We start from the raw sequence: 17918 nt of genomic DNA, 5'->3' as shown, positions 1-17918 counted from the left end.
GGTGATCTTAAATCCGTTCATATCTGCCGGATTGTGACTACCGGTAATTTGGATAGCACCGTCAACAGGTAGAAAATACATGCTGAAATAATTGGTAGGCGTTGGAATGATCCCAATATCGATCAGATTTATGCCTGTTGAAAGCAACCCCTTTGCCAGTACCTTTTTTAAATTCGGTGTTGATAAACGCACATCACCGCTAATTGTCAATAAGTCCCCCCCTTTTTCCCGGATAAAAGTGCCAATTCCTTTTCCCAAAAGTTCGACATCCGCATCGGGAAAATCCTGTTCGACGACTCCCCGGATATCATATTCGCGAAAAACGTACGGATTCATTTCTTCTCCTCTTCTTTCAATTAATGATTTTCCCTAAGACGACTTGGCGACGGGCGCCGGTCGTATTGGGAACATTCCCCGGAATTTCCCAGATTCTCAAGGCAGCTAACATCGCAAATGCAAACGCTTCTTTCGCATCGCCGTCAATTCCGTATTCGGTCACGTTTCTGATAGGAACATTTGTAAACATCCTTCTCAAATGATTTACCAGTACCGGATTTTTTGCGCCACCTCCGCTGATAATAATTTCATCGAGCAGTCGATTGGGAAAGAACTGCATGTAATTCCAGTGAATCGCTTTTGCCGAAAATTTAGTTAATGTTGCAATTAAGTCGGGCATATCCTTCTGCTTGATGCGAAAACGATTGATGATTTGCCTCAAATAATTGATACCAAAAACTTCGCGACCAGTAGACTTCGGTAAAGGCGATATCAAGTACGGATGTTGCATGAGTTCCGCAAGTATTTCCGGAATTTCCCTACCCGATTCCGCAATTTTACCATCTCGATCATAATTCACTTTACCATTGGTGTAAATACCGGTTGCAAGATCAATCAACGAGTTTCCAGGTCCCGTGTCCAAGGCATAAATGTCTTCCACCGATTCTGCTTTAGAAGGGACAATCGTAAAGTTGGCGATCCCGCCAAGATTTAGAATTAAAAGGGTCTTTTTGTACTTTTTGAAAAGAAAGTAATCGACAATTGGAACCAGCGGAGCGCCAGAACCGCCAGCGGCGATATCCCGAACTCGAAAATCCGCGACGACCGGAATTCCAAATTCTTCTGCAAAAAGCGACGCTTCGCCAATTTGAAGCGTGGAATCGCTGTGAATGTGCCAAATCGTTTGTCCGTGAGAACCAATCAGGTCGATTTCCTTTTCCGATTTCCCAATCTGCGTGAAGAACTGACGAATCATCCGAGTCCAGACTCTTCCGATTTCAAAGTTCATGTGGCAGATTGTTTCCGTATCGCCGTTCGAAAGAGAAACCAGCGCGGCGCGAAATTCCGGAGAGTAAGGAATCGTTGAGAAGGCGTTAATTCTGGCGTCAATTCCGTCCGGAACGCGCCGAATTTCAGCGAAGCATAAATCCAAACCATCCAGTGATGTTCCGGACATAAGACCGAGCACATTTAGATGATCTTTTTCAGCGAGCGAAATCATAGATTTTATCATTCATCCGGTTTCTCAGAAATACCACGAAAAAATTATCCTCTATTATTCAAAGGCAAATCGGACAAAGCCGTCATGTTCTCTGATGAGTCGCCGTGCTTCCTCAAGAGAAATGCCTTTCTTGACCATTACAACAGCTTCTTTAACATGTTTATCTGCCTTCATCAGCGCATCATAAGCATCCTGATAGCTTAACCCAGTCAATTCAGAAATGATCCGTGTGCCGCGATCAACCAATTTCGAGTTAATTGCCTGATGATCGATCATATAATTGCCATAGACCTTACCTGTTTTAATCATCGCCGTCGTCGTGATCATGTTGAGCACCATTTTCGTAGCAGTGCCAGCTTTCAAGCGCGTTGATCCTGTTATTAATTCCGGTCCGACCAGCACTTCGATAATGACATCAGCGACGACGCCAAGTCCTTCTTTGGGTGTGCAGGTAAAAAAGATCGTCTTACAGCCGATTGACCGAGCATATTGGATAGCGCCGTGCACGTACGGTGTCGTTCCTCCGGTAGCAATTCCCATGAGGACATCTGTTGGTTGAAGACCGTTTGCCTTACAATCTTCGACGCCGTTTTCGGTAAAATCTTCAGCACCTTCAACGGCTTGACGCAATGCAATCCAACCTCCGGCGATCATTCCCTGTACCAAATCAATCGGAACGGAAAAAGACGGCGGACATTCGCTCGCGTCTAAAACTCCCAACCGTCCGCTCGTCCCGGCTCCGATATACCGAAGTCTCCCACCGGTTTTGAAAGCTTTGCTCACGATCTCAGTCGCTTGAACAATCTGTGGAATCGCTTTTTGAACCGCTAAATAAACCGTCCCATCCTCTTCATTGATCAATCGGATGATCTGTTCGGTGCTAAAGGTATCGATCATTTCGCTTTTCGGGTTGATTTTCTCTGTCAGGATTTCGCTTCGGTTGAGAATTTTCTGCATGACTTAAACTCCATTAAACTGAAATAATATATTTGTAAAACTTATATAAAATAGACAAAACTGGTTTGGATTAAAAGCACTTCCATTACTTCGGGTTGCTGGTCAATATTTTGCTCCATCATTGAAGATAGGATTTCAGCCATTCAAAAACGGTCTGATGCCAAAAACGGCTATTATGTGGTTTGAGAACCCAGTGTCCCTCATCGGGAAACAATACCAACTTTGCCGGCACCCCCATTCTTCGTAAAGATGTAAAAACCATTAGCCCTTGACTGAAGTCAAGCCGGTAGTCTTTCTCGCCATGAATCACCAACATCGGGGTTTTAAAATTCTTGATGTAATTATCACACGAATATTTTTCATACTGTTCCGGAGAGTTCCAGAACACACCGCCGTATTCCCATTCAGGAAACCATAATTCTTCCGTCGTCAAATACATCGCGTACAAATTGAACGAACCGTCATGATTGACAAGAGTTTTGAATGGATATTTAAAATCATCCATGTGTCCTTCCATCCAGTTCATCATATACCCGCCATAAGATGCGCCAGCCGCCGCCAATCTTTCTTTATCGATAAAAGCAAAATTCTCGATCACGTACTTTTCGCCAGCGACCAAATCCTCAAACGGTTTTCCACCCCAATCCAGCGAAATCGCTTCGGTAAACTTCTGACCGTATCCGGTGCTTCCACGCGGATTGATAGCAACGATTACAATGCCTTGCGCCGCCCATAATTGGAGATTCCAACGATAATGCCAACTGTCATTCCACTGACCTTGTGGGCCACCGTGAACCATCATTACCATTGGATATTTTTTCGTCTTATCGAAGTGCGGCGGCTTGATCAGGAATCCATGAATTTGCGTCTTATCCTTACTGATAAACCGAAAATCTTCGATCGGATTCATATCAACATCGGCTAACAGTTCTGAATTGAAATTCGTTAACTGTTTGCTTTTCCCATCGGAAAGCGTCGTAATACAAATCTCGTTGGGCATCGTTGTTATCTGATGCAGATAGGCGATTGATTTTCCGTCCGGGCTAACTGTAACGGATGAATTTGCTCCATCCGAGACAATTGGTTTGAGTTTCAGCGAACGAATATCCAGCAAAAATAATCCGTCTCGTCCTTCTTGTTCGGCTTCGAGAATTAGATTCTCGGATACTGGCAACCACTGGTAAGTCGAAACCGAAATATCTATTTTTTCAGTAATATTTTTAAGTTCACCAGTTCTCAGATTTTTCAGAAACAAATCCTTTTTATCGGCTTCATATCCTGCGCGCTTCATGGATAAAAATGCTAAATATTTTCCATCTGCTGAAAATTTCGGTTGCTGATCGTTTCCCTTGAAATCACGATCTTTGACCGGCGAGGTTATTAACGTTGTCGTTCCGCCGGAAACTGGTACCGACCAAATGTCATTGTTTGTGCTGATGGCAACTACCGGTTCGTGATTACTTGTAAAAACCAATTCTTTTGAATCCGGCGAAAAAGTATAACCTTCGCCAAGCGCAATCGGCGGCGCATCAAAATTTCCGGGTGTCACGTCGGTAAATTCGCGCGTCTGAACATCCAGAACGAATAGATGGCTACGTTTATGATCCCACCACTCATCCCAATGTCTGAACATCAGATCGTCATAAACACGCGCTTTGACAAGACTTTGTTCTGTGGCTTTATCACGTTCCTCTGCGGTTTTCTGATCCGAGCTATCCGGATAGACTCTTGATGAAAATGCGATATATTGACCATCATTTGACCATACAAAGTCGTTCACTCCCGTAAAATGGGTTGTCAGTTGCTCCGGTTTACCACCATCCGACGGAAGAATCCAGATTTGCATCACTCCAGAACGTGCGGACAGAAAAGCCAGTTTTTTCCCATCTGGAGACCATAAGGGCGATGTGCTGGATGCCGTGTGAGAAGTCATCTGCTTCAGTCCGTTTCCATCGGTGCCGACACTCCAAAGTTCTGTGTGACTTTTATTTTCGGTGACACTCATCGAAGTTAACGCAAAGGCGATCCGTTTCCCATCGGGAGAAAACTGCGGAGCTAAAACTCTTTGGCAAGCCAGCAGATCGTCGATTGTCAAGGCTCTCTTAGGTATCGGCGCAGAAACAGCGGCGCTAATCATGATGAATGTTATCAAATATGTTTTCAAATACATGATGACTCCTTATCAAAATCAAATAAACCATCAAAGATTATTTTTCGCAAGCGGCAATAATCTCGCTAAAAATTTCATTGCCTTCTTTCAATTTCCGTTCCTGTGTATCACGATTTACATGAAACAATCCAAATTTCCTTTCATAACCTTCTGTCCATTCAAAGCCATCCAGTAACGAGCCATAAAGATAACCGCGAACATCATATTGATCAGATATTGCCTCATTAACAGCATCGATGTGTTCTAAAAGATAGCGACGCCGTGTAACTGGATCGCTGGAATCAACGACATTCCCCGTGATATAAATCGGAACACCCAGACGGCTAACGGTGCGAATTGCGCGATACAACCCAGCCGGATAAATTGTCCATCCGTTGTCGGCAATCGGCAACATCAAACTGGCACCAGATTTTATTTCGAGTCCGTGATTCCATTGAAATTTGCACTCTTCTTCGCAAGTATAATTCACGCCAATCCAATCGACAGAATTTTCAAGACGAGGATAATCTTCCCGAAATGAAAAACCCTTTGCAGTTCTAAAAGTAAATTTCCCTGTCAACAACACGTTGATGACAGACTGATTTGCCTGTTGGTCTTTATTCCAAGCGGCAAGCCAATCGGTAATTAACCATCTGCGTGCCGGATCGAAAATCGGTACGTTCTGTATAAGTCCAACCTGACACGGAATTCCGTCTCCATCAGCGTCCGATCGGTCAATATCGTGAATTGCATAATAAGCTTCGGAATGCGCTTTCAGAACATTCGACAGTACACGCCCACAAAGCGATGGATCGGTTTGCCCCGGCGGATAAATTCCTTTCAGCCATCCGTTCATCGCATAGGCAGATGGTTCATCGATAGTCGCCCAAAAATCGACATACTTTCCCAACGATTCTCCAACATGATAGGCATAATCGGTAAATCGTTTAACGGAATCCGGATTTTCAAAACCCCCACGTTCGTAAAACCAGATTGGCGATGAAAAATGATGGAGCGAGACGATCGGCGTAATGGACTCTTGGCGCAAAAACTCACACATCTTCAGATAATGATCGAGCGCTTCGCGATTCCACTGCCCAGACGCAGGTTCTATCCGGCTCCACTCGACAGAAAAATGATAGACGTTGCCGCCTTGACTTTTTAACAGACGAATGTCGTCCCGAAAACGATTCAAATGATCGACTGCAATGCCTATGGTTTGTCCATTTTTAACTCGGGGAATACCATCCATGTCGAACGAATTTTCCCAAAGATTCCAGTCTGTTTGAACGGTTCCACCTTCGACCTGATAAGCGGAAGTTGAGGCTCCCCATAAAAAATGACGAGGAAATCGAAATTTATCCAAACGAATATTTTCAACATTCCAACGAAAACCACCGTTTCGGTAATTTAACCAGACCGTTATTGCTACAATGAAATAAACAACCAGTAAAATCAGATTACGCATTTTGCTGAGTTGATTTTGATAAATCGTCCACTTTTAAAAACTGATAGCAACGGAAAGATGTTTCTAAGACTGATGGTTTATTCATTTTTCCTCAAAGTTTTCGTCGAAAAACCGACAGAAAAGTATTAAAGATCCACAAATTCCGCAAGGAAAAGAACCGGTAAAATACCTTCGAGTAGGCACAAATGGCGTCATGCTCATGATTTACTCATTTTCGATTTCTGCTTCGTTTTTTCTTTTGTAAAAAAAACCAGTAGAATAACACCCATCAGCACAATGCCAACAGATGTATATTGGGCAGAACTCAATCCGAACGCATATCTTGGATTGATCCGGATAAACTCGATTAAAAACCGCTCGATACCAGCAAAAATTAAATAGAGTCCGAATGTTGTTCCGTATTTTTGAGTGCGCGGGCGAATGATTTTGACTAAAATCAAGAAAAGAAGCAGATTTAACACGGCCTCGTACAATTGCGTAGGGTGAACCGGAAGTGAGGGCGCAGAACTGGCGATGAGATTTAGATGGAAGTGCTCTTTAGCGGCGATCGAACCGGGCGGAAACTGAACTGCCCACGGTAAACTGCTAATTTTTCCATAACAGCAACCGGCTAAAAAACATCCAATTCTTCCAATAGCCTGACCAATGAACATTATCGGAATGATAATATCGCCATTCGCAAGAATCGGCTTTTGGGATCTGTTTAAATAAATGATAACAGCAACAGCGCCACCGATCACTCCACCGTGAAAGACCAATCCTGAACCGGTGAAGATCATTCCCAAGGGATTAATGAAAAAGTTTGATGGAAATTCTAAGATGTAAAATAGTTTCGCACCAACAATTCCGCCAATTGCCGCCCAAAAAACAATGTTACTGGCAAAATCCGGCTTTTCGCCGCGTTTCCGATATTCTCGGTGCAACAGATAATAGCACATTAAGAACGCCAATGCCATCATGAATCCGTAAGAATAGAGCGTCACCGGACCCAGTTTAAGAAGAATTGGATGCATTTGAACTCCTAAAATTAATCTAACCAGCGATCAATTCGCAGGATATCGTTTAATGAACGTTTCGGTACATGGAGAACACCTGATTCATCTTTCCAATATCGGACATCATCAGACATTACTTCAACAACAGGCGTTTCGTCCGGATATCCGCATGCAACGATGGAATCAATGACCAATCGTTCTGGAATCTGAAGCAACTGCCTCAACTTTTCGCGATCGATGGAAACGATCCAGCAAGTACCGATACCAAGACTCCATGCAGAGAGAATAAAATTTTCAATGGCAGCCCCGACATCCTTTTCCGCTGAGGAATCGGTCACATTTTGATCAACTGCGATCACGAAATAAGCCGTCGGCATCTTTCCGGGTTTTGGATTTCCTGTTGGTTGGATGTATCCAGCCCACTGAAGCAAAGGAAAAATTGCTTCAACCAGTTTCCGATCCCGAACAAGCAAAAATTTCAATGGTTGAAGGTTTTCCCCGGAAGGCGCCAGTCCGGCGCATTCTGCACATTTCAGGAGATCGTCGAGTGAAATCTCAGTCTGATCGAATTGCCGGATTGCACGTCGCGTTCGTATCAATTCAATCATCTGTTCATTGGTAGTTTTCGTTTTTTGATTCATATCTAAAACCGGAAATTATAATAGAGCGCTCTGGACTTCGTGATTCATTTTTCTTAATCGCACGGTCAGCGTTCGGGCGAGATTCCGCATAACGAGAAATCCAACATGCTCTCGATTCTCTAAAAACCGATGAAAATCGATATATGCGGCAACCATCAGGTCGGTATCTTCTTCGGCAATGAGTGTTGCAGAACGTTCAGCGCCGTCCAGCATGGAAAACTCGCCGAAAATATCGCCATCCTTCAATTTGGCGATCCTTTCAGATTCGCCAAGATGTACTTTGGAATAGATCACAACATCAATAATTCCTTTGTCAATTACATACAGATCATTGCTGGTTTCGCCTTCGCGAAAAATGATATCTCCGCGCTGGAAGTGAACGATTTGAAAAATATCGGAGAAAGCTTCGACTTCGCGATCCGCCATACCGTTAGTGATTTCGCACCGCCTCAATATTTCCTGTTTATCCACACTCACCTCTTTTTATCTACGGAAGAGCGATTGTTCAGCCAAATAAACGGTGTTTGAAAGCAACATGGAGATTGTCATCACGCCAACTCCGCCCGGAACCGGCGTGATGGCTTCGGCGATTTCGCTGACTTCCGAATATTTTACATCTCCGACCAAACGATAACCTTTCGCGGTTGTCTCATCCTTGACTCGGTTTACGCCGACGTCGATGACGACACAACCCGGTTTGACGAAGGATTTATCGACAAATTCAGCCTTTCCGATCGCGGCGATTAAAATATCCGCCTGACGGCAAATCGCCTGAATGTCATGTGTTTGTGTATGGCAAAGAGTAACCGTTGCATTCCCCAATTCGCGTTTCTGTAATAATAAATTGGCAATCGGTTTCCCGACAATGTTACTTCTACCAATCACGACGACATGTTTGCCAGATGGATCGATTCCCGAATATTTCAACATCATCAGAATTCCGTGCGGTGTACAGGGAAGCGGCGCTGTCATTCCTAAAACCATTCTCCCAATATTTGTCGGATGCAAACCATCGGCGTCTTTATCTGGAGATATTTGAAGAATCGCCTCATTCGCATCAAGTGGCGCCGGTAACGGGATTTGAACAAGAATTCCATGAAATCGATTGTCACCATTCAACTGCTCAATCAGTGTTTTCAAAGATTGTTGACTCGTGTTCGCGGGCAGATGATATGTCTGTGAAAACATCTCCATCTCGCGGAACGCTTTTTCCTTCATTCCGACATAAACCTGCGAAGCCGGATTATCGCCGACGAGAATGACGGCTAAACCGGGAATGATTCCGCGTTCCTTTAGCGTCAAAATTCGCGGACGGAGTGATTCCTTAACGATCGCCGATATGATTTTCCCATCGATGATTTTTGCCGGACTCATTTGGCGTAACTCACACTTCGATGTTCTCGAACGACGACAACTTTCACCTGTCCGGGGTAATTTAATTCAGCCTGAATCTTTGCGGCGATGTCTTCAGAAAGAGTGTCGGATTCAATGTCGCTTACGACCTCGTTTTCGACAATCACGCGGATTTCACGACCGGCTTGAATGGCATAGGTTTTCGACACGCCAGCAAAAGAGTTTGCGATTTCTTCTAATTTGGCGAGACGTTGAATATAACTCTCAAGCGTATCGCCGCGTGCTCCGCGTCTAGAGCCGCTGATTTGGTCTGCCGCCTGAACGATCACTGAAATCGGATGTGTCGCTTCGATTTCATCATGGTGCGATCCAATGGCATTAACGACGATCGGATGTTCACGATATTTTTTGGCAAATTCCATTCCGATAATCGCATGTGTTCCCGTTACATTTCGATCCATTGCTTTTCCGATATCATGCAGAAGACCGGCACGTTTGGCAATCTCGCCGTTCAGTCCGAGTTCCGCCGCCATCAAACCGGAAAGCCAAGCGACTTCAATTGAATGTTTAAGCACATTTTGACCGTAGGACGTCCTGTATTTAAGTTTGCCAATCATCTTCAGCATTTCAGGCTGGAACTGCGAAAGTTTGACTTCATCAATCGCTTCTTCGGCGGCTTTAATAATAGTTTCTTCCACCTCCTTAGTTGATTTTTCGATCATTTCCTCAATCCGGGTTGGATGAATTCTTCCATCGACAATGAGTTTTTCGAGGGCAACGCGGGCAATTTCACGCCGAATCGGATCGAATCCGGAAAGCACAACCGCTTCCGGCGTATCATCCACAATGATTTCAACGCCGGTCAGTAACTCGAAATGCCGGATATTTCGACCTTCGCGACCGATGATTCTGCCTTTCATGTTTTCATTCGGAAGGTTGACCACCGAAACAGTCGATTCAGCGGTATGATCCGCCGCCGAACGCTGAATGGCTGAGACGATAATTTTACTGGCTTCGCGATTTGCCTCCATGATGGCTGTATCGCGGATTTCTTTTGCTTTTCGGGAAATTCCAGCCTTGGCTTTTTCTAAAAGGTTGTTCATCAAGATGTCTTCGGCTTCCTTTTGGGTCATGCTGGCGATTTTTTCCAAACGCTCGGTCTGCTGGACTACGATTCCCTGAGCTTCAGACTCTATCCGGGAAACGTTCTCTTTGATTTTTCGAATTTCCTCATCTTTTTTCTCCAATTCCTCGATTTTTCGATCCGCGAGTTCCATTTTCTTGTCGAGATAAAATTCGCGCTTGACGAGTTTTTTTTCGGTCTCCCGTATTTCCCGAAACTTGTTACGCGATTCGTCTTCGGCGCGTTGTTTAATCCGAATCGCTTCATCTTTCGCTTCGAGGCGAGCTTCTCGCTTCAGGTCTTCCGCTGTTTTTGTGGCGGTAACCAAAAGTTCGGAAATCGAAGAATGGGTTTTCTTCAATTTTTGTATGTACAGGTAAAGCGCAAGTACCGCACCGCCGCACATTCCCAGAATAGCCGTAATTATATAAAACCAGGACATTATGCATCTTCTCAATCGATTCACATCGACGTTAAAATCAACGATCCGATTCGCGATTTACATAACGGCGAAACGAACGTGTTGATCAGTTAAAAGATGGATCGATTTATTTCTTTAGTTTCTCGTCGATAATATCAATTAAAAACATCGATTTGTCATCGATAGTTTTAAGAATTTCTTCTTTATCTTTATTGGCGCTGAACAATTCATCAGTAATGTTCATAGCGGCTAAAATCGCCACGCGTATGCTTGATTGAACGGTTGGAACGGCTTTTTCCACGTCTTCCATTTTTTCGTTAACGTAATTTGCGACGCTGGTGATATACGCTGGTTCGGCTTTTGCCTTGATCGTATATTCTTGCCCATAGATTGTTACGCGAACTAAATTTTCTATAATCTCTTCCATCTTTTATGATTTATTCGTTGTCAAATACCTTTCACAATTGCAAGCGGTTAAAAGTCCTTTAGGAGTTCCAACAATCCTTCGACTTTGTTTCGTAACTCATGGCGCTTTTTCTGGTCGAGCATCACTTCAATGGACGATCCTTCTTTCAGATCGGTTTTCATTTTCAGATTTTCGGAACGAAGTTCTGTGATAACGAAGAGTAAACTTTTGATCTTTTCTTCGAGTGTATTCAGCGAGCTCAAGTCCATTTTCGTTCCCGTTTAGCGAAGTTTTGCGTTCAGTTCTTTCGTCAGCGCGTTGTGAATCGCCACCATTATTTTGTCAACTTCCTCGTCTTTCAATGTTCGGTCATTAGCCTGAAAAACTAAATTAAATGTAAAACTTTTTTTCAATTTGTCAATACTTTTTCCTGAATAGAGGTCGTAGAAACGAACCTCTTGCAGATACTCTCCACCATGTTTGCGGATTGTTTCCATGGTTTCACCGACGGAAAGTTTCTCCGGTACCCAGATCGAAACGTCTCTTTCTATGGAAGGATATATTGGCAGTTCATGATATTTAACCGCCAGATGCGCCATTTGGGTCAAATCGGATATATCCAACTCCAAAACGAAAATGGGAATCTCGATATCCCAATCATTTTTCAAATAACCTGGATCGACTTCACCCACATATCCAAATTCTCTTTTATCAGTAACGACACCCATGAGATGACGAAAATATTCGTTTTCCCGCGGGACAAACATCGTTATGGGGAGTCCAAAACGAGCGACCAGGTCTTCAATAACACCCTTCAGAATAAAAATATCGCTCTTCACCGACGAATGTATCCAGTGTTTTTCCTCGAGTTCACCGGAAATCAACACTGCTAATCTTTGCGTTTCCTTTGCCGAAGTTTCCGATTTCGGATCGAATCCCTGAACATAACCAATCTCAAACAATTTCAAATTTACGTTTTTACGGTTAAAGTTCCGCTTCGCCGCGGCGATCATTCCAGGTATGAGAGAGTTGCGCAGATATGCCATTTCCTGACTGAGTGGATTTTTCAACTTGACAGGTTGAGCAGGATTTATGCCGAATGTCGTCCACCTTTCGCATACGAGCGAATTGTTAAAGAGTTCATCATAACCGTACGAACAGACGGTCGCGCGAAGTTTTTCAACGAGATCATACTGTGTTTGTACGTCGACGATCGGTTGTATCTGTAACCGACGCGCGGAAGGAACATTTGATATTCCATAAACTCTGACAACTTCTTCAATGTAATCAACCTCACGCGTCAAATCCGGTCGGAATGAAGGCGAAATTAACACAATCTTTTCCGAATCAACACTGATGATTTGAGCACCAAGTTTTTGAAAAAGCCGATGAATCCAAACCGGATCAATGCGAATGCCCAGCAAGTAAAAAATACGTTCAAACCGCACAGTAATTTCACTTCTGATAATCGGAGAAGAATATCGATCAATAATACCGCGACATACTTTTCCGCCAGCGACTTCCACGATTAGGCTTGTCAGCCGGTTGAGCGCAAAAATTACGCCTTCCGGATCAGCGCCGCGTTCAAATCGATACGAAGCGTCCGTCTGAAGTCCGAGATATTTTGATCCTTTTCGGATTGTCCCCGGATCGAAATAGGCGCTTTCGATCAAAACATCCGTCGTTGCCAGCGTTATTTCGGAATTAGCAAGTCCCATGATTCCTGCGACTGCTACCGGACGTTCTGCGTCGCAAATTAGTAACACATTTCGGGTAAGTTTTCTTTCAGAACCATCGAGTGTCGTCACAATTTCGCCATCTACTGCGCTTCTGACGACAATTTTTTCTCCATGAATGTTTCGGTAATCAAAAGTGTGTAGCGGATGACCAGTTTCCATCAACACAAAATTAGCGGCATCCACGACATTGTTTATTGACCGGATACCAATGCCTTCCAACGCTTTGGTTAACCAGATTGGCGATGGAGCAATTCTGACGCCACGAATGACACGAGCGGCATATCGTGGGCAACCGACCGCATTTTCGATTTCCATGTTGATGTAGTTTTCGACAGGTTCGTTAGATTCTTCGATCGTCGCGGTAGGAATGCGCAATTCTTTCCCGGTTATTAACGCCAGTTCGCGTGCAACGCCGATATGAGAAGCGCAATCGGGACGATTTGATGTTAGATCAACTTCCAATGTCTTCCCGTTCTTTTCCAGATATTCAGATAATTCCATTCCAACCGGCGCATCCGGGTCTAAGACCATGATGCCGGCATGATTATCCAAGATTCCAAGCTCATCCTCGGCGCAAATCATTCCGTTAGAATCGACGCCACGGATTTTGGTTGGTTTCAGTGTCAATCCATTCGGCAATGTAGTTCCTATAAGAGCTAGTGGGACTTTCTGCCCTTTAGCTACATTCGGCGCGCCGCAAACAATGCTAAGTTCTTCGGCGCCGACGCTTACGCTACAAACACTCAAACGGTCTGCATTTGGATGACGCTGGACGTCAAGAACTTTTCCAACAATGACTCCTTTTAGATCGTCAATCGGCGACTTACGAACCGCAGATTCCAAGCCCAACGATGTCAGCCGTTCTCCCAGTTCACCCGGGGAAAACGGGACTTCGGTATATTTTTCCAGCCATTTGGTATTGATAATCATATAGGTCTAAAACTGTTTTAAGAATCGAACATCACCATCAAAAAAGAGCCGAATGTCATCGATTCCATATTTTTGCAAAGCGATCCGATCAGCGCCCATTCCGAAAGCGTAGCCCGTGTATTTTTCTGGATCGATGCCGACCTCGTCCAAAACAGCCGGATCGATCATACCACAACCCATGATCTCCAACCAACCGGTATATTTACAAACACGGCAACCTTTTCCACCGCACAAGTAGCAGGAGACATCGACTTCCGCGCTGGGTTCGGTAAATGGAAAATAACTCGGACGAAACCGGATAATCACATCTTTTCCAAAAAACCGTTTCGCAAAATATTCGATTGTCCCTTTCAGTTCGGTAAACGTAACATGTTCGTCAACATACAGTCCTTCGATCTGATGAAACAAACAATAACTGCGGGCGTTGATTGCTTCATTCCGATAAACACGCCCCGGCGCAAGGATACGAATAGGTGGTTTTGATTTCAACATCGTCCGAATCTGTATTGGCGAAGTGTGTGTGCGTAAAACAATGGAATCGTCGATGTAAAATGTGTCCTGCATATCTCTCGCTGGGTGATTTTCCGGGATATTCAATGCCTGGAAGTTATTATAATCCGTTTCAACTTCTGGCCCATACTCGATTTGGAAACCGATTTCCCTGAAAATATCCGTAATACGGTTGAGAGTCTGCGTTACTGGATGAAGATGACCCATTGATGGCGGCTTTCCCGGCAATGTGAAATCAAAAAATTCAGAATCGGTCTCTTGTTTATTAAAACGCTCCCGAAGCGAAATGACCGCTTGTTCGGCTTCGTTTTTTAGATCGTTCAGCGTCTTGCCGAATTGCCGTTTGGCATCGTTATTTAACGCGGAAAACTCTCCAAAAAGTGCCGGAATGATTCCTTTTTTCCCTAGAAACTTAATTCTGAAGGTCTCAACCGATGGAAGATCGCTTCCGACTTTTGCAAGATCGTTTTTCAGTTGCAAGCGAACCTCTTCGGCGCGTTCCAAGAGGTTCATCTGTCTATACCTTTACTAATTCGACAAGCTTGGCAAATCCCGACGGATCGTTCACAGCCATATCGGCGAGTACTTTGCGGTCGAGATTGATGCCATTCACTTTCAAACCGTGGATAAATTTATTGTAAGATACTCCGTAAAGATGAGCCCCGGCATTGATTCTGGCGATCCAGAGCGCGCGGAAATTTCTCTTTTTGGTGCGTCGATCACGGTAAGCGTATTGCAAGCCCTTTTCGATGGCATCCTTTGAGTTGACATATAGCGTGCTCCGCGAAGCGCGGTAGCCTTTCGCCATCTTGACGATTTTTCTATGTTTCCGATGATGAGGTACGGAACTATTAGCACGTGGCATTATCGATTCTCCTTATGCAATAATCATTTTTTTAATGCGTTGAACATCGCTAGATGCAGCAATTGTGGATTGGCCTAAGCTTCTTTTTCTCTTGGGTGATTTCGATGTCAGGATATGAGAATGATACGCCTTGTTCCTTTTAACCTTACCCGTTCCGGTGAGATTAAACCGTTTTGCTGCTGATCTTCTTGTTTTCATTTTCGGCATGATTGAGTTCTCCTATTTTGAAGTCAAATACGTTATGATGGTGCGCCCTTCACTGGCAGGCGCTTTTCCGACTACGGCTATATCGGATAACTGTTCAACAATTTTGTTGACCAGTTCGGCTCCGATTTCCTTTCGGGCCATTTCGCGACCGCGAAACATGAGCGTAATCTTTACCTTACAACCTTCACCAAGGAATTTCTTAACGGCGTTGACCTTCATAATCAGATCATGCTCTCCAATATGCGGTCGAAATCTCACCTCTTTGATTTTAATGACATGTTGTTTCTTTTTACTTTCCCGCTCTTTCATCTGCAGTTGGTATCTATATTTCCCATAATCGATGATTTTGCAGACGGGAGGATCAGCATTGGGTGAAATTTCTACGAGGTCTAGATTTTTTTCCTCGGCTATTCGCAGGGCTTCCCGCGAAGATACGATGCCAATCTGTTTGCCATCTGAATCAATGAGCCGAACAGACAAGCTTCTGATTTGATTGTTAATTTTTAAGTCTTTTTCTATGGGGCATTCCCTCCTATTTAATTCGTATTTCTTCTTCTATCAAACGGTAAGCCTTATCCCAGGTCATCACACCTTTATCCCCAGATTTTCTTCGGCGGACTGAAACGGCTCCCTTTTCCGCCTCCCGTTCTCCGATGATAAACATATAGGGGATTTTTTCAATCTCGGCTTGCCGGATTTTTGCACCCATCGTGTCGTTTTTATTATTCATTTCGACGCGAATTCCTTTGGAGTTGAGAAATTTATAAAATTCTTCCGCTTTTCCGTTCTGATTGTTGGTGATTGGAATAACGGTCGCCTGTACCGGCGAAATCCATACCGGAAAATCGCCCATCGTGTTTTCGATCAAAACGCCGACGAACCGCTCGAGCGAACCCATAATCGCACGATGAATCATATAAGGTTGACGTTTGGATCCATCATTGGCAATATATTCCATGCCGAACCGTTCAGGCAAGTTAAAGTCGAACTGGATCGTTGTGCATTGCCAAAAGCGACCCAGAGCGTCGCGGATTTTGATATCGATTTTCGGCCCATAGAATGCGCCGCCACCTTCGTCAATGTGGTAATCAACTTTCAATTTCGATAATGCCGACTTTAATGCTTCCGTCGCTTCTTCCCACTTTTCCACTAAGCCAACATATTTTTCTTTCGGACGGGTCGAAATATATACATCGAATTCACTAAATCCAAACGAACGAATAAAATCGAAGGAAAATTGCACCAATTTTTCAATTTCGCCATCCAATTGTTCCGGCGTACAAATAATATGCGCGTCATCTTGAGTGAATCCCCGAACGCGCATCAGCCCATGTAAAACGCCGGACAATTCATACCTGTAAACCGTCCCGAGTTCAGCATACCGTATCGGCAAGTCGCGATAACTTCTCGTCTTCGACTTGTAAATCATGATGTGAAACGGACAGTTCATCGGCTTGATATAATACTCGTCACCTTCTACCTTCATCGAATCAAACATCGAATCACGGTAAAATCCCAAATGCCCGCTTGTTTGCCAAAGTTGCGCTCTTCCAATATGCGGTGATCGGACAAGCTGATATCCATTATTCAGATGTTCCTTGATCCAGTATTCCTCTATCGATTGGAGCAAAGTAGCACCTTTCGGATACCACAGCACCAAGCCAGGACCAACCTGTTCGTTGATTTCGAATAGTTCGAGACTCTTACCGAGTTTACGATGATCGCGACGTTTGGCTTCTTCTATAAAATTCAGATATTTTTTTAATTCTTTCTGATTAGCAAAAGCAGTCCCATAAACGCGGGTCAGCATTTTATTTCTGGAGTCACCACGCCAATAAGCACCAGCAACATTCAGCAACTTAAACGCCTTTATTTTCCCTGTCGATGGAATATGCGGCCCGCGACAAAGATCGGTAAAATCACCCTGCGTATAAATCGATAACGTCTCAGACGGATCAATAGATTCACAAATCTCAACCTTGTAAGTTTCGCCCATCCGAGAAAACAAATCAATAACCTCATTGCGGCTGAGTTCCTTCCGAACAATCGGAATGTCAGCGGCGATGATTTCATTCATCCGCTCTTCGATCTTTGCCAAATCATCGTCGGTCAGCGGAGGTTCAATGTCAAAATCATAATAGAACCGATTCTCGATCGCTGGCCCAATAGTGACTTTTGCATCAGGGTAAAGTTGTTTAACAGCCTGCGCCATGATGTGAGATGTGCTGTGAAGCAGTATTTCCTGTGATCCTGGCGATTGGTAAGTCAGAATTTCAATCGATGAATTTTCCTGAATTGGATATGAAAGATCTACCAATTTACCATTGAATTTAGCGACGATAGCGTTTTGAAAAAGACCTTCACTGAGCGATCTGGCTACATCACCGGCGGTAACGCCAATGGCGGCTTCCATACTAGATCCATCTGGTAAAGTAAGTGTGATCTTTTCTTTCTGTTCCAAAATTGGGTTCCTTTTTCTCTCTTTTGTTTCAATCGATCCTCGTTATTGATGATCTCTTGAAAAACGTGGGCGATACTGGACTCGAACCAGTGACCCCTTGCATGTCAAGCAAGTACTCTAACCATCTGAGCTAATCGCCCATTTTAAAATCTATTGTTAAAAATCAATTCAAATCATTCAGATTTAGCATCTTTC

18 protein-coding genes and 1 tRNA gene are annotated in these 17918 nt (G+C 44.0%); all 19 read right to left on the bottom strand.

What is annotated here, in order from left to right:
* A partial coding sequence (locus tag COT43_00240) for a phosphomannomutase (GenBank protein PIS31179.1) occupies positions 1 to 336 on the bottom strand: 336 nt, incomplete at its 3' end.
* Positions 337 to 352: 16 nt separating this feature from the next.
* On the bottom strand, positions 353 to 1510 hold the full coding sequence (locus COT43_00235; GenBank protein PIS31178.1) for an anhydro-N-acetylmuramic acid kinase: 1158 nt from the start codon (positions 1508 to 1510) through the stop codon (positions 353 to 355).
* Between the two features lie 42 nt (positions 1511 to 1552).
* The gene (gene murQ, locus COT43_00230) at positions 1553 to 2455 is read right to left on the bottom strand and encodes an N-acetylmuramic acid 6-phosphate etherase (protein ID PIS31177.1); all 903 of its coding nucleotides are present in this window, start codon (positions 2453 to 2455) and stop codon (positions 1553 to 1555) included.
* Positions 2456 to 2573: 118 nt separating this feature from the next.
* Positions 2574 to 4625 carry a S9 family peptidase gene (locus COT43_00225; GenBank protein ID PIS31176.1) on the bottom strand — a complete coding sequence of 684 codons (2052 nt, stop codon included), beginning with the start codon at positions 4623 to 4625 and terminating at the stop codon, positions 2574 to 2576.
* Between the two features lie 37 nt (positions 4626 to 4662).
* Positions 4663 to 6072, bottom strand: a complete 1410-nt coding sequence (locus tag COT43_00220; GenBank protein PIS31175.1) for a hypothetical protein — start codon at positions 6070 to 6072, stop codon at positions 4663 to 4665.
* A 197-nt stretch (positions 6073 to 6269) separates the two neighbouring features.
* Positions 6270 to 7085 carry a prolipoprotein diacylglyceryl transferase gene (gene lgt, locus COT43_00215; GenBank protein ID PIS31174.1) on the bottom strand — a complete coding sequence of 272 codons (816 nt, stop codon included), beginning with the start codon at positions 7083 to 7085 and terminating at the stop codon, positions 6270 to 6272.
* Between the two features lie 14 nt (positions 7086 to 7099).
* A complete protein-coding gene (locus tag COT43_00210) occupies positions 7100 to 7675 on the bottom strand; it encodes a nitroreductase (protein ID PIS31181.1) in 576 nt (191 codons plus the stop codon).
* A gap of 48 nt (positions 7676 to 7723) precedes the next feature.
* A complete protein-coding gene (locus COT43_00205; GenBank protein ID PIS31173.1) occupies positions 7724 to 8134 on the bottom strand; it encodes a hypothetical protein in 411 nt (136 codons plus the stop codon).
* 57 nt (positions 8135 to 8191) lie between these two features.
* Positions 8192 to 9082, bottom strand: a complete 891-nt coding sequence (locus COT43_00200) for a bifunctional methylenetetrahydrofolate dehydrogenase/methenyltetrahydrofolate cyclohydrolase FolD (GenBank protein PIS31172.1) — start codon at positions 9080 to 9082, stop codon at positions 8192 to 8194.
* Entirely contained in the window at positions 9079 to 10626 is a 1548-nt protein-coding gene (rny, locus tag COT43_00195) for a ribonuclease Y (protein PIS31171.1), read from the bottom strand. The genes COT43_00200 and rny overlap by 4 nt, the downstream gene beginning before the upstream one ends.
* Before the next feature lie 106 nt (positions 10627 to 10732).
* Positions 10733 to 11032 (bottom strand): cell division protein ZapA, encoded by a 300-nt coding sequence (locus COT43_00190; protein PIS31170.1) that lies wholly within the window; start codon positions 11030 to 11032, stop codon positions 10733 to 10735.
* A 47-nt stretch (positions 11033 to 11079) separates the two neighbouring features.
* On the bottom strand, positions 11080 to 11280 hold the full coding sequence (locus tag COT43_00185) for a hypothetical protein (protein PIS31169.1): 201 nt from the start codon (positions 11278 to 11280) through the stop codon (positions 11080 to 11082).
* Between the two features lie 12 nt (positions 11281 to 11292).
* Positions 11293 to 13680, bottom strand: coding sequence for a phenylalanine--tRNA ligase subunit beta (locus tag COT43_00180; GenBank protein PIS31168.1), 2388 nt, complete (start codon positions 13678 to 13680; stop codon positions 11293 to 11295).
* Positions 13681 to 13686: 6 nt separating this feature from the next.
* The gene (locus tag COT43_00175) at positions 13687 to 14703 is read right to left on the bottom strand and encodes a phenylalanine--tRNA ligase subunit alpha (GenBank protein ID PIS31167.1); all 1017 of its coding nucleotides are present in this window, start codon (positions 14701 to 14703) and stop codon (positions 13687 to 13689) included.
* A gap of 4 nt (positions 14704 to 14707) precedes the next feature.
* Positions 14708 to 15055, bottom strand: coding sequence for a 50S ribosomal protein L20 (locus COT43_00170; protein PIS31166.1), 348 nt, complete (start codon positions 15053 to 15055; stop codon positions 14708 to 14710).
* A 12-nt stretch (positions 15056 to 15067) separates the two neighbouring features.
* Positions 15068 to 15262 carry a 50S ribosomal protein L35 gene (locus tag COT43_00165; GenBank protein ID PIS31165.1) on the bottom strand — a complete coding sequence of 65 codons (195 nt, stop codon included), beginning with the start codon at positions 15260 to 15262 and terminating at the stop codon, positions 15068 to 15070.
* A gap of 12 nt (positions 15263 to 15274) precedes the next feature.
* Positions 15275 to 15781 carry a translation initiation factor IF-3 gene (locus tag COT43_00160; GenBank protein PIS31164.1) on the bottom strand — a complete coding sequence of 169 codons (507 nt, stop codon included), beginning with the start codon at positions 15779 to 15781 and terminating at the stop codon, positions 15275 to 15277.
* A gap of 13 nt (positions 15782 to 15794) precedes the next feature.
* Positions 15795 to 17675: a threonine--tRNA ligase gene (locus COT43_00155; GenBank protein ID PIS31180.1), complete on the bottom strand. Its 1881-nt coding sequence runs from the start codon at positions 17673 to 17675 to the stop codon at positions 15795 to 15797.
* A gap of 114 nt (positions 17676 to 17789) precedes the next feature.
* A tRNA-Val gene (locus COT43_00150) sits at positions 17790 to 17863 on the bottom strand.
* Positions 17864 to 17918: the final 55 nt, after the last annotated feature.

The sequence above is a fragment of the Candidatus Marinimicrobia bacterium CG08_land_8_20_14_0_20_45_22 genome (assembly GCA_002774355.1).
Classification (GTDB): domain Bacteria; phylum Fidelibacterota; class UBA2242; order UBA2242; family UBA2242; genus 0-14-0-20-45-22.
Note: the sequence above shows the minus strand (reverse complement) of the source record. Positions and strands in the feature narration are given on the sequence as shown.

Coding starts and splice junctions, on each gene's coding strand:
- murQ (PIS31177.1), bottom strand. CDS start 2,455: ATGCAGAAAATTCTCAACCGAAGCGAAATCCTGACAGAGAAAATCAAC.
- rny (PIS31171.1), bottom strand. CDS start 10,626: ATGTCCTGGTTTTATATAATTACGGCTATTCTGGGAATGTGCGGCGGT.
- COT43_00210 (PIS31181.1), bottom strand. CDS start 7,675: ATGATTGAATTGATACGAACGCGACGTGCAATCCGGCAATTCGATCAG.
- COT43_00185 (PIS31169.1), bottom strand. CDS start 11,280: ATGGACTTGAGCTCGCTGAATACACTCGAAGAAAAGATCAAAAGTTTA.
- COT43_00190 (PIS31170.1), bottom strand. CDS start 11,032: ATGGAAGAGATTATAGAAAATTTAGTTCGCGTAACAATCTATGGGCAA.
- COT43_00180 (PIS31168.1), bottom strand. CDS start 13,680: ATGATTATCAATACCAAATGGCTGGAAAAATATACCGAAGTCCCGTTT.
- COT43_00175 (PIS31167.1), bottom strand. CDS start 14,703: ATGAACCTCTTGGAACGCGCCGAAGAGGTTCGCTTGCAACTGAAAAAC.
- COT43_00170 (PIS31166.1), bottom strand. CDS start 15,055: ATGCCACGTGCTAATAGTTCCGTACCTCATCATCGGAAACATAGAAAA.
- COT43_00155 (PIS31180.1), bottom strand. CDS start 17,675: ATGGAAGCCGCCATTGGCGTTACCGCCGGTGATGTAGCCAGATCGCTC.
- COT43_00165 (PIS31165.1), bottom strand. CDS start 15,262: ATGCCGAAAATGAAAACAAGAAGATCAGCAGCAAAACGGTTTAATCTC.
- lgt (PIS31174.1), bottom strand. CDS start 7,085: ATGCATCCAATTCTTCTTAAACTGGGTCCGGTGACGCTCTATTCTTAC.
- COT43_00235 (PIS31178.1), bottom strand. CDS start 1,510: ATGATAAAATCTATGATTTCGCTCGCTGAAAAAGATCATCTAAATGTG.
- COT43_00200 (PIS31172.1), bottom strand. CDS start 9,082: ATGAGTCCGGCAAAAATCATCGATGGGAAAATCATATCGGCGATCGTT.
- COT43_00220 (PIS31175.1), bottom strand. CDS start 6,072: ATGCGTAATCTGATTTTACTGGTTGTTTATTTCATTGTAGCAATAACG.
- COT43_00205 (PIS31173.1), bottom strand. CDS start 8,134: ATGGCGGATCGCGAAGTCGAAGCTTTCTCCGATATTTTTCAAATCGTT.
- COT43_00225 (PIS31176.1), bottom strand. CDS start 4,625: ATGTATTTGAAAACATATTTGATAACATTCATCATGATTAGCGCCGCT.